The following is a 12,653-nucleotide window of genomic DNA, read 5'->3' as shown; positions in this document are numbered from 1 at the left end:
ACCGTCTTTTGATTCGTAAATCACCTTGCGCAGAACTGAAAATCATTCTCAAGAGATTGATTTTTCGTTCTCCTGAGAATGATTTTCAGTTCTGCGGTGATTGATTTTACAAGATTTCCATCCTAAATCTTACATTCGCAGAGAAGTATTTAATACACTGATATAAAACATTTAAAGTCTATATCGCATGTCATGAAAACGAATATTCCGACAGGTACGAAGTGCCGTTACATCAACAATAAAGAAATAAGACAAAAAAAGAGGCGTGAAGCCTCTTAGATATTAATACCGTACTCTTCTATCTTCCGATAGAGAGTGGTCAATCCTATTTTCAGGAGACGGGCCGCCTCAGCCTTATTTCCTTTCGTGTACTGCAATACACGTTGGATATGGCGATGCTCCGCCTCTGCCAGTTCAAAATCGTCACCGTCGGCAGCCGATCCGGATAAAGTGGACGACCGGAAATCAAGAGGCATGTCATCCAACGTGATATAGTCGTCGCAGATAATCAACGCACGCTCTATCACGTTACGCAACTCACGCACGTTTCCCGGCCAGGCATACGACTGCATCCAATCCTGACAGGCTGCATCAAAGCCCTTGACTTGTTTCCCCATCTTGGCAGAAAATAGTTTTAGGAAAGCTGTGGCCAACTCCGGTATATCCTCCCTACGCTCGCGCAAGGGCGGCAAATGGAGATGGAAAACGGACAAACGGAAATACAGATCTTCCCGGAAATTGCTATTTGCTATTTCTTCTTTCAGGTTGCGGTTGGTGGCCGACACGATACGCACGTCTATTTTCGTGGGTTTCGTATCCCCCACCTTTATATATTCCCCTGTTTCGAGCACGCGCAAGAGTTTGGCTTGCAAACCGTACGCCATCTCCCCAATCTCGTCCAGAAATATCGTGCCGTGGTTGGCCTCTTCAAACAGTCCTTTCTTGTCCTTCAAAGCCCCGGTGAAAGCCCCGGCCTTGTGCCCGAATATCTCGCTTTCCAACAATTCTTTGCTGAAAGCGGAACAGTTGATGGCCACGAACGGCTGCTTGGCACGCGCGCTCCCGTGATGAATGGCCTGCGCGAACACCTCTTTACCCGTCCCCGTTTCACCCGTAAGCAACACCGGCACATCCGTCACGGCCACTTTACGAGCCAACCGTATCACTTGCTGTAAACCTCGCGAATGTCCCAAGACGGTATCGAAGGCCGATTCACGGACCGGCACGACAGCACTTCCCGAAGGCTGCACCGGCCGTCTGTTGATTTTCTCCATGGCACGGCTGATTATCGGTATGATCTTATTGTTGTCATCCCCTTTGGTAATGTAGTCGAATGCACCGTTTTTGATAGCCTGCACCCCGTCCGGGATATTCCCGTGCGCCGTCAGGAGGATGACCTCGGCCTCGGGTTGCAGTTCTTTTATCTCCTTTACCATCTCCACCCCGTTGCCATCGGGCAGAAACACATCGCACAATACCAGTTGCGGCATTTTGGCCGTGAGTTGCTTCATGCCCGAGGCCCGGTCGGCCGCCTGAAACACCTCATAACCTTCCAATTCCATCATACGTGCCAACAATTTCCGTATGATGGGTTCGTCATCTATAATCAGTATCGTATTCATCATTTCGCAAGGACATAAATAAAATTAAACAGGGGGCTTTCAACTTCGCTTTGCGGAAACAAAAGTACAAAAAAATATCGGTTAAATCACCATTCGATAGGAAATTAGCGTCGTTCACGGCCTATCCGGACACGGCAATCGTCTTTATATCACAAACGGCAAGCAACTACTGCTTTCCTCACTTTACAGTTCCCGAAACGCATAAGTCAGGACGAAATCGGCCGTAGTTTCATAATGCACCGGAAAGGTTCCCGTCTTCCCGTCCGACAAATGATAATATAAAGAAAAATCTCCTTCCGCTTCCGTATGGTCGGGCATCGCGGGACAACTTAAATTTTGTACCGTCAGATTCTCCCTGAAGTCAATACCCTCTTCATCCAATATCTTAAAAACAGCCTCTTTGGCAGACCAATGCAAAAGAATCTCGTATGTTGTTTCTGCAGCTTCTTCCGGACCGATCAAACGTTCTTTCAACTTTACAATTCTTTCAGAAAATACTTCTATGTCAAGTCCGGCTTCATATTTTTCCGAAAACAACACGGCTGCATATCCGAATGTATGGGAAATGGAAAGCTGAAGCTTTCTGCCACGGAAAAAAGGACGGCCGGACGGCAAATATTCCACCTGTAGCTCTTCTCCTGTCAGAGTGAAAATAAGCAAACGCACTGCCACATATTCCAAGCGCCTCCGCTCAGCCGCAAAACGGGAAGCATGCTCCCGATAATACGCGCTGTGAGGCAACATGTCACACAACTCGTCGAAGGTCTCGGTAATTTTCCATATACCTCCCCAACCTTGCCCACAATTTATTTCCCGAAACAGCGGCATTCGTTCCTCTATATGATTTACACCCCATCGGATGTTTCCTGATTTTCCACCGTCACTTTTATCTTCAAAATCCTCCGGTCATCCATTTCCAACACTTCAAAACAATAGTTTTTATATTTGATTATCTCATGAAGTTCCGGAAACTCACCTTTAATTTCCAACAGAAGCCCAGCCAAAGTATCGGCCTCTCCTTCTACCTCCTCGAAAAAATCATCGTCCAGTTTCATGATTCTAAAGAAATCCGTAAGCAGGACTTTTGCCTCGAAAACATACGTATTCGCGTTCAACCGCACGTACTGGCGTTCATCTTCATCGTATTCATCGTTTATTTCACCTACAATTTCTTCGATAATATCCTCCATCGTCACGATACCCGACGTACCTCCGAACTCATCCACCACAATGGCGATATGCACTTTGTTCTTCTGAAAATCTCCCAACAAATCATCAATCATCTTTGTTTCCGGAACGAAATAAGGCGGCCTGATTAAAGACTGCCAACGGAAATTTGCAGGTTTGTTCAGATGGGGCAACAAGTCCTTAATGTAAAGCACACCTTTTATGTTGTCACGCGAATCCGCATATACCGGAATACGGGAATAGTTACTCTCTACGATACATCGAAGCACATCCGGATAAGGAGCTTTCATGTCCAAGTCCACAATATCCATACGAGGAGTCATTATTTCTTTGGCCATCTCTCCTCCAAAACGGATAATCCCCTCCAACATATTCTGCTCTTCTGCAATATACTTTTTATCCGTCAGTTCCAAGGCTTGTTCCAACTCGTCGACCGATATGGTCCGTTTTTCCTTATGCACTACTTTCGTAGCCAATTTCCTCGACCGCACGAGCAATGACGAAAGGGGCCAAAACAACTTTTCCATCCAAACAAAAGAAGGAGCCACCATGCGGCAAAAGCTCAACGTATGTTGGGACGAGTAAATTTTCGGCATAATCTCACCAAACAACAAAAGCAAGAAGGTGAGCAAGACGGTCATAAAAAGGAATTCCAACAAACGGCTATCTCCGAAAATCAAAGTTTTACTGAAAAAGAAATTCAGCAACATGATGATAGCCACATTCACGAAATTGTTGGATATCAAAATCGTAGCAAGCAAACGCTCCGAATCTTCCTTTAACTCGAGAATCTTACTGTCTGCCGCGTGCCTATTCTCTTCTATCTTACCCACATCCGTAGGGGACAAGGAAAAAAAAGCAATCTCTGAAGCTGAAACAAAACCAGAACAACCTAACAACAACACAGACAAGACAAGAGCAATCGTAGCTCCCAAATCCGGAGGATAAACCTCTATATGGTCAAATAACGCTATAAACTGGGATAAATATGTATCAGGGTCCAAAATTCACAAATTTAGTTACACATCAAAAGGGTAAGTCTTCTTTTCCGCCCTGTACCTGTGCGGAAGCAGAAGGAGAAGAAGAAGCAGAAAGAGAAGAAGCTTGGTTAGCCTGACTCCGGGGAGACAGCATCTCCATATTGTCTGCAAATATTTCCGTAATGTATCGTTTCACTCCATTCTGGTCATCATACGAGCGAGAACGAATTTTTCCTTCGACAAACAGCTTGTCACCTTTGTGAACGTATTTCTCTACTGTCTCAGCCAGGCCTCTCCACAATACTATATTATGCCATTCCGTACGTTCCGGCACGTCCGTACCATTCTGCAGACGATACCCCCTTTCCGTTGTGGCTAAAGTCAACGAAGCCACAGCCACTCCGTTATCCAAATAACGAACATCGGGTTCTTTCCCGACATTTCCAATCAACATCACTTTATTTAAAGACATACGCCTTTCATTTTAAAATTTCTCCAAAATTAATAAATAAACCATATCCCACCAACTATAACGTCACTTTTTCTGCAACTCTTTCATTTTCTTACCACAAACCAAACTTCTCAAACAGCATTACAACTAAGCGGGGAAACGCATAGTTTGGCAGTTCCCCCTTTTTTACCCAACAAGCACTACGTCCGAAATCATCGGGTTTATCTTCCAGTTCCACCTTATAAAAATCACAAATCAACGTACGGTGGGTCAGCTGATGGCGAACACCCCCGCACAAATAAGTCTTCACGGCCTTATCAGACCGGATGAACGATGGAACTTTTTTATCCACAAGCAAGTCTTCCGGAGCACATACCGTAGGGGTTTCTACCAAAAAAGGTTCATACAAACCCTTCCAAATATCATTAGCCTCTCGCCGAAACACTGCAATTTCTTCCCCCACCTCTATGTACATATAATGCAAATAGCGTTCCGTCACGGTCAAAGCCCGTGACTTCACCGGAAAGCCCTGCACCCTCTTGTCCCGAAAAGCAATGCAACCGCCAACCAAAGGGCACTCTCCACATTTAGGATTCTTAGGCACACATTGCAGGGCACCGAAATCCATCACGGCCTGGTTGTAATCAGCCGCCTTGCCCTCGGGCAACAACTCCTGCGCCAAAGCTGCAAAACACTTTTTCCCATGCCCCGTATCTATCGGTTCTTCAATCCCATAATAACGGGAAAGCACACGATATACATTCCCATCCACCACAGCATGGGGCAACCCGAATGCAAAAGAAGCTATGGCAGCTGCCGTATAATCTCCCACCCCCTTTAATTGACGGATATTTTCATAACGTTCAGGGAATCCCCCCCACTCCACAATCTGGCGAGCCGCCGCATGCAAATTCCTCGCACGAGAATAGTATCCCAGCCCCTGCCAACATTTCAACACCTCATCTTCTGAAGCTGCCGCCAAAGCATCCACATCAGGAAAGCGAGCCATGAAACGCAGGAAATAATCATATCCTTGAACGACCCGCGTCTGCTGAAGGATAATCTCCGAAATCCAAATCATATATGGATCATGAGTGTCCCTCCACGGTAAAACCCTTCTGTTTTCCTGATACCATGCCAACAACTTATAAGCAAAATTATAATCTTTCATTCTTGCAAAAACAGATAAACGGTACAAAATTAGCTCTTTCAGAGTACCCAAAAGCAAAAAAACGAGTTTTTTTTCAATGATATTCTTTCTTTCCTTGCTAAAAAGCTATATATTTGCATTCCAAAAAATTAGGAATTAGGCATTTACAAACAATTATTTTTACAGAAAGATGACAAAAGCAGAAATTGTAAACGAGATTTCCAAAAAAACGGGTATCGACAAGGCAACCGTGCTGACAGCCGTAGAGGCATTTATGGAATCAGTAAAGGAATCTTTGATTCAAAAAGAGGATAACGTATATCTTCGTGGCTTCGGTAGTTTCATTCTTAAAAAAAGAGCTAAAAAAACAGCTCGTAATATATCCAAGAATACGACTATAATCATAGACGAACACAACATTCCAGCCTTTAAACCGGCTAAGGTTTTTGTTGATGCAATCAAGAAGTAAGAATCATTTGAACAGAAAAAGATAGTAAACAGATTTATTAACTTATAAAACATTAGAGCTATGCCAAGCGGAAAAAAGAAAAAAAGACACAAGATGGCTACACACAAACGTAAAAAAAGATTAAGAAAGAACAGACATAAGAGCAAGTAGCCAACGCTTGTCTGTAAGTAAAGAATAGAGAACAAACTTGGACGGGCTCTTTACAGATTCCGACAAGTTTGTTCTTTATGTAAACAAGGCTGTATAGAATCAAATAGTAAAATTAAAAGAATGACAAGCGAAGTTATAGTAGATGTTCAGCCCAAGGAGATTTCCATTGCATTGTTAGAGGACAAAAGGTTGGTGGAATTTCAGAAAGAGGGCCGGTCGGCCTCTTTTGTGGTGGGCAACATATATCTGGCAAAAGTGAGGAAACTTATGCCGGGGTTGAACGCATGCTTTGTGAACGTAGGCTATGAACGCGATGCCTTCTTACATTACCTTGATCTTGGCCCTAAATTCAATTCTTACACCAAATACCTCAAACAAGTAACTAGCGACAAAAAAAAATTGTATCCATTCTCGAAGGCTTCGATTCTGCCCGACCTTGAAAAAGACGGAAGTGTACAAACAACGCTCCAGCAAGGACAAGAGATTCTGGTACAAATTGTAAAAGAACCCATTTCGACCAAAGGACCGCGCCTGACTTGTGAACTATCGTTCCCCGGACGTTTTCTGGTATTGATGCCTTTCCAAGACAAGGTATCCGTATCTTCCAAAATAAAATCAGCCGAGGAGCGTGCACGTTTAAAACAGCTCATCCAAAGCATCAAGCCCAAAAACTTCGGCGTTATCGTCAGGACGGTAGCCGAAGGGAAACGTGTGGCCGAACTCGACTCGGAACTCAAGGTATTAGTCAAAAGATGTGAGGATGCCTTCATTAAAGCGCAAAAAGCAAGCAAGCTTCCAGAACTGGTCTTTGAAGAAACTAGCCGTACGGTAGCCATGCTGCGGGATTTGTTCAATCCTTCGTATGAAAACATCTATATCAACGATACGGATATTTTCAATGAAGTAAAAGACTATGTGACGCTGATAGCTCCGGAAAGTGCGGGTATCGTGAAACAATACACAGGCAAGCTGCCCATCTTCGACAACTTTGACGTAACCAAGCAAATCAAATCGTCGTTTGGAAAAACCGTATCCTATAAGCATGGAGCTTATCTGATTATCGAACATACGGAAGCATTGCATGTCGTGGACGTGAACAGCGGCAACCGCTCCAAATCAAAAGACGGGCAGGAAGCCAATGCGTTGGATGTCAATTTAGGGGCGGCAGACGAACTGGCACGCCAATTAAGATTACGCGACATGGGAGGTATTATCGTGGTGGACTTCATCGATATGAATCTGGCGGAAGACCGGCAAAAATTATACGAACGCATGTGCGAAAATATGAAAAAAGACCGTGCCCGCCATAATATCCTGCCATTAAGCAAATTCGGCTTGATGCAGATTACGCGCCAACGTGTGCGTCCGGTCATGGATGTAAATGTGGATGAAGTCTGTCCTACTTGTTTCGGTAAGGGTACCGTGAAATCAAGCTTTCTGTTCACAGATGTTTTGGAAAGCAAAATCAGTACGATGGCCAATAAATTAGGGATTAAGAATTTCACGCTTCATGTCCACCCGTATGTGGCAGCCTACATCAACCAGGGCATCGTTTCCCTGAAACGTAAGTGGCAAGTCAAATACGGATTCGGACTCAAAGTAATCCCCAGTCAGAAACTGGGTTTCCTGCAATACGAGTTCCACGACAAGAACGGGCAGGAAATAGATATGAAAGAAGAAATCGAAATCAAACATTAACGAGAAAAGGTTGCCTGCACGGAATATCCAAAGGCAACCTTTTCTGTTTCTATTTACTTATTTCTTCTCATTTCCCGTATCTTCCCCAATAGCTTTCTTTACTTCTTCAGCTATCACGGCGGCACCTTTGTCATTGGGGTGGATGCCGTCCGAAATCAGCCATTCGGGATGGCCGTCAAACAAAGAGTGGAGGTCGATGACCTTCAGCTTGTTCTTCTTAGCCAACTTCCGGAACATCGGGATGACCCCATTGACAATCACACTGTCCGAAATGCCAAAAGCCGAAGTCATCGCCTTTACCGGATAAGCCAGATAAATATCCGGACGGGCAGGCAAAGCCTTTAATTCGTCTATCATCTGCTGCGCATCCGTCATAAACTCATCTTTGTATTTCCAGTTTTGCGGCTTGCTGTCGTTCGTACCCAATTTAATGACCACGACATCCGGATTGAACTCCTTGCACCTCCGATACACGTCATTCTTCATATAAGGGCAATCGCCTTTCTGCAACATCGTATGACCGCTTACACCGAAATTCTTGACCAAGTACTTCTTGCCCAATTTCTTGCCCAACATCGCAGGATAACCGTATTCCTCGCTCAGGGGCACGCCATAGCCATCGGTAATGCTGTTACCCACGCAAGCCACACGGACGGCGTCCTTGTCCGGCGCATCCAAACCGTCCAACCATGCTTTCAGGTCGGCCAACATCTGTTCGTGGCATGCAAAAGAAGAGTTACAGCCCCAACCATGTCCACCCGTGGGATAAATATGCATCGAAGCGGGCACTTCTGCCTGCAACAAAGCCGTATAATACTTAATAGAATTGGAGACAGGCACCACCGTATCGTCCCCACTCAGCAACAGCAATGCCGGAGGTACCATGTGGCGGCGGATATGCCGTTCATTGGAATATCGCAACTGCTCGCCGTGCGAAGGTTCTTTCCCGATAAAAGAATAAACAGAACCATTATGGGTCTGGTTCAGCTCCATCGAAATAACAGGGTAAAACAATATCTGGAAATCGGGACGGCAATCGAAAGGCGCATTAACCGCTACCGTGGAAGCCAGATGCCCGCCTGCCGAAGACCCCATGATACCCACATCATAAGGATTAACCCGCCATGCCGCCGCATTCTGCCGTATCACGCGTATGGCCTCTTGCGCGTCGCTGACCGGTACTTCCGGATGGCCGAAAGGCAAACGATACTTCAACACGGCGTATGCGATACCCATCCCATTGAAATAAGGCGCCCAATCGTAACCTTCATGCCCAAGGGCTATGAACGAATACCCTCCTCCGGGACAAGCCAGAATGATACGCCCCGTAGCCTTCGCCGAATCCGGAAGGAAAACACGAATCTCTGGCGTATAAATGCCATCCTCTTGCTGTTCCGGCCCGCCATCCTTACCGTTCGTGTTCGGCAAGCCCCGCTCCCAAAGCTTCACGTCAAACCAGGACTGTGCATGCAAAACCGTCCGGCCGCAAGCCACAATCCCCAAGAAACAAAAAATTCCAAACCACTTTTTCATGTCTACATTCTATAATAAGGAATAAAAATCAGGGCAAAAATAATAATAATATTCATACGAAGCGGAAAACGCTTGCATTTCCTCCGCAAAATATGTAATTTTGCGAAATAACATCCATGCTCCATGAGAAATTTCATTTCATTTCTTACTATCATATTATGTTGCCTGACAGTAACCCCCATGCACGGTCGTAAAAAGGATAAGCAAACGGACAAGGAGGAAGTGGTCTTGGCCATGGTGGAACCAGACATGATGGCCACTCCAAGCCATTCGCATCCCATCGTTGCTCCGGTAGAAGAAGCTTACCGCCACCGCATCAATAAGAACGAACATCGTTACGGCATAGACGTATCACGCTATCAGGGAGATATAGACTGGCAAACGGTGAAAACTGACAAAAACGTAAGTTACGTATACCTGAAAGCCACAGAAGGTGCCTCTTTGGTCGACGTAACCTATCGTTACAACCTGACCGAAGCACGCAAGGCCGGCCTGAAAGTCGGTTGCTACCATTTCTTTAGTCCCACAGTGGATCCGGAAACCCAGTTCAAGAACTTCACAAGCACGGTGAACCTGGACGAACAAGATTTGATTCCTATCATCGACGTTGAAATCATAGGGAAAGGCAGCGCGCAACGCTTTTGCGAAAGGCTTACCCGTTTTCTCCACATGGTAGAAGAACATTATGGCATCCGTCCCATCATCTACACGTCGAGTAATTTCTACAATAAATATTTGGCCGGAAAATACACGGACTACAAATACATGATAGCCCGGTACGCAGAAGATATTCCGGAACTGACGGACGACATCCGGTTCGTCATGTGGCAGTTCACCGCCAACGGACGCATCGAGGGCATCAACGGTCCCGTAGACCGCAGCCGTTTTATGGACGAATACCATTTGGGGGACATCTTGATTCATAAGTAAATTATCATCCCAAAAAACACAACCTTACGAAACATTATGCCATAAGACAATGATTCAACGGCAGATATGGAGTTTCACAACCAAGAATTGTGCACACTTCAATAAAAAACGGAACTGCAAAAAAAACAGTTCCGTTTTCAATTGGAATAAAAACAGGTATTTCGTCTGTCAGAATGTCGTGCGTAAAGTAACATTGATATTACGTCCCATGGCATTGATTCCCGAACCGAAAGTGCGATACTTCGTATCCAACAGGTTTTCGATACCAACCTGTACCGTCAGGTTCGGGTTGAACACATAAGAAGCTTTGAGATTCAGGGTGAACCATGCCGGAAGCCCTCTGCCCTCTTCTCCCTTCACTGTGGCGTAACCGATATTGTCTTCCCCGTTCAAGTTATAACGATCTAGTTTCTTTCGTCCGTTAAACAAGGAATAAAACTCTACAATGGCCTTGTCGTCTTTGCTCTGAAAAGTCATGCCCACCCTTCCGAAAAGCGGAGATATATGGTCGAGGGGCATACGTTCATCCTCCCCGTCGATAATATCACCGTAAGTATAGGTAAGCGAAGCGTCTGCCATAAATATTTCGAGGAAACGGGCTTTCAGGCGTGTGGTGGAACCTACAACATAAGCCCTTCTGCTGTTATGGTTGGCATATATCTCGCTGAGTTCGCCATCATATTCTATTTCGGTATTTCCGTTCAGCGTATGCGGCTTTAGCGTAATGGCATCGAAAAGATAGGTTCCGAACACGGAAGTTTCCCAAAGGAAACGGTCGTTTTTGAACCGAGTCACATTGAAGTCGGCGTTGATAGTCTTTTCGGGGCGCACATCCGGGTTGGGCACAACCACCATACCCGGCTGCGAGTCGAATACCTTTCCCACATCGTCTATATTGGGCACACGATAACCGGTGGAAAGTGCCAAAGCTATTTTCCAGTCCTTGGTCGGATTGTAGTTCAGTCCCAAACTGAAACTGTAAGTCATATTGTTCTGTTTCACTTCTTTCACGTTCTGACTCAGGAATGGGAAAAATTCGGCGGTCTCAAACGAGGAATACAACGTGGAGAATCCCAAGCGGATACCGTCGCTCAGGATCAGACGCGGAGTGATTTCCCATTGGTGGGACGCGTAGGCCTCTATATTGTGCATATAGTTTTGTCCGTCGGGGTAACGCGTATCCAATGCAGCACGCTCACCGGTGTCTACGTCCGTTTTGTGAGCCGTAGAGGAAAGGAAGTTCAATGCACCGTCTATTCCGGCATGGATACGATGATTGTCCACCTGTTTCATCCAATCGGAAGACAATGACACCACATCCACATTCTCGTTGCGGCTACCCAACCAAACCTCACCGAACTTACGGTTATGACGGCTTTCCTTGATTTTCTGGTAGGCCACCGTAAAATCGACTTTGTCTGCCGACAACCAGTCCGCTATCTCCATCGTATAGGCTGTCATCAAACGGAACTGAGGGCCATAATACCATTCGGCAAATTTAGGTTTGTCTTTTTTCATATCCGTCAACCGATCGTAACGGGGAATGTCCGTCGTATTCGAGAATTGGAAGTTCAACAAATGGCGGAATCTATCGTCCGGTTTGAACAGGAACTTCTGCATCAAGTCGTACTGCATATATCCGGAACCGGGTTGATGCCAGTCTTTGAAATTACCGATTAACAGGTCTTCACCATTTTCACGTACCACTTCATAAGGACGGCTGATGTATTCATCATCCTTTAGAAAGGGGTTCTTGCGTCGTCCGTTCCGTAAATCACCGAAGTTGCTATAGGATAAAGAAGTCAATGAAGCAAAACGTTCGCCACCGATGTTGAAATCCACATGACCGGTGGTTTCTTGATTCGCACTACCGTAACGCATAAAGGCATTACCGGAAAACAAAGTTTTCCCCCCATCGCCCAAAACCGGATTTTTAGAACGGAAAACCACAACTCCCCCCAAAGCATCCGAACCGTAGCTGACCGAAGAAGGACCGTAAAGCACTTCCACACGTTCCAGTATAGAAGGGTCCACGGTTATGATGTTCTGTAAATGTCCGGCACGATAAATGAGATTGTTCATCCTCACGTTGTCCATGACAAGCAACACCCGCGAACTTTCAAAACCGCGTATCATCGGGCTTCCACCCCCCTGCTGACTTTTCTGCACTGTCAGTAAACCGTCTGTGGTCAACAAATCGGCGGCCGTCTGTGCATTGGCCCGTTCTATCAGGTTACGGGATAAAACGTAAACCTGTTGTGGCACATTCATTTTCACATCCTGTTGGCGGTTGGCCGCCACTGTAATCTCTTCCATCAACCGGAAAGTTGAATCAGCGGGTTCCGCAGCGTGTAAATAAATGGTTGGGCATAAAAGCAATCCTGTAAAAATCTTGTTCATCATATCGTTATTCTGTTATGTAAATTGTCGTTACGTCTTGAATAGAAAGACGTAACGACAAACCCTGCTTACTTTATTATAT

The 12,653-nt window shown here is 45.5% G+C and carries 10 protein-coding genes; 3 read left to right on the top strand and 7 right to left on the bottom strand.

All coding sequences use genetic code 11. The annotated features are described in order from the left end of the window. Positions 1-275: 275 nt before the first annotated feature. From E0E47_RS02610 to mutY, 5 genes are all read right to left on the bottom strand, one after another. Positions 276-1,622 (bottom strand): sigma-54-dependent transcriptional regulator, encoded by a 1,347-nt coding sequence (locus E0E47_RS02610; protein ID WP_172604746.1) that lies wholly within the window; start codon positions 1,620-1,622, stop codon positions 276-278. Between the two features lie 183 nt (positions 1,623-1,805). Then, a complete protein-coding gene (locus E0E47_RS02605; protein ID WP_130892788.1) occupies positions 1,806-2,450 on the bottom strand; it encodes a 4'-phosphopantetheinyl transferase family protein in 645 nt (214 codons plus the stop codon). A 17-nt stretch (positions 2,451-2,467) separates the two neighbouring features. Next, positions 2,468-3,814, bottom strand: coding sequence for a gliding motility-associated protein GldE (gldE, locus tag E0E47_RS02600; protein WP_130892787.1), 1,347 nt, complete (start codon positions 3,812-3,814; stop codon positions 2,468-2,470). Positions 3,815-3,836: 22 nt separating this feature from the next. Further along, positions 3,837-4,262, bottom strand: coding sequence for a single-stranded DNA-binding protein (locus E0E47_RS02595; protein WP_130892786.1), 426 nt, complete (start codon positions 4,260-4,262; stop codon positions 3,837-3,839). Positions 4,263-4,353: 91 nt separating this feature from the next. Then, entirely contained in the window at positions 4,354-5,412 is a 1,059-nt protein-coding gene (mutY, locus tag E0E47_RS02590) for an A/G-specific adenine glycosylase (protein WP_008623987.1), read from the bottom strand. Positions 5,413-5,581: 169 nt separating this feature from the next. Here mutY and E0E47_RS02585 point away from each other — a divergent pair, with 169 nt between their 5' ends. Both E0E47_RS02585 and E0E47_RS02580 read left to right on the top strand, forming a co-directional pair. Further along, positions 5,582-5,860, top strand: coding sequence for an HU family DNA-binding protein (locus tag E0E47_RS02585; RefSeq protein ID WP_008621614.1), 279 nt, complete (start codon positions 5,582-5,584; stop codon positions 5,858-5,860). Positions 5,861-6,130: 270 nt separating this feature from the next. Further along, entirely contained in the window at positions 6,131-7,708 is a 1,578-nt protein-coding gene (locus tag E0E47_RS02580) for an Rne/Rng family ribonuclease (RefSeq protein ID WP_008623989.1), read from the top strand. A gap of 57 nt (positions 7,709-7,765) precedes the next feature. Here E0E47_RS02580 and E0E47_RS02575 read toward each other — a convergent pair whose 3' ends face one another. Then, positions 7,766-9,241 carry a GDSL-type esterase/lipase family protein gene (locus E0E47_RS02575; protein WP_008623991.1) on the bottom strand — a complete coding sequence of 492 codons (1,476 nt, stop codon included), beginning with the start codon at positions 9,239-9,241 and terminating at the stop codon, positions 7,766-7,768. 123 nt (positions 9,242-9,364) lie between these two features. Between E0E47_RS02575 and E0E47_RS02565 the strand changes: the two genes are divergently transcribed. Beyond that, positions 9,365-10,171, top strand: a complete 807-nt coding sequence (locus tag E0E47_RS02565) for a glycoside hydrolase family 25 protein (protein WP_232038307.1) — start codon at positions 9,365-9,367, stop codon at positions 10,169-10,171. A gap of 168 nt (positions 10,172-10,339) precedes the next feature. On the opposite strand, the gene E0E47_RS02560 is transcribed toward E0E47_RS02565, so the two are convergent. Continuing rightward, positions 10,340-12,574 carry a TonB-dependent receptor plug domain-containing protein gene (locus E0E47_RS02560; protein WP_130892785.1) on the bottom strand — a complete coding sequence of 745 codons (2,235 nt, stop codon included), beginning with the start codon at positions 12,572-12,574 and terminating at the stop codon, positions 10,340-10,342. Between the last annotated feature and the right edge of the window lie 79 nt (positions 12,575-12,653).

It is taken from the genome of Paraprevotella xylaniphila YIT 11841 (assembly GCF_900683745.1).
Classification (GTDB): domain Bacteria; phylum Bacteroidota; class Bacteroidia; order Bacteroidales; family Bacteroidaceae; genus Paraprevotella; species Paraprevotella xylaniphila.
Note: the sequence above shows the minus strand (reverse complement) of the source record. Positions and strands in the feature narration are given on the sequence as shown.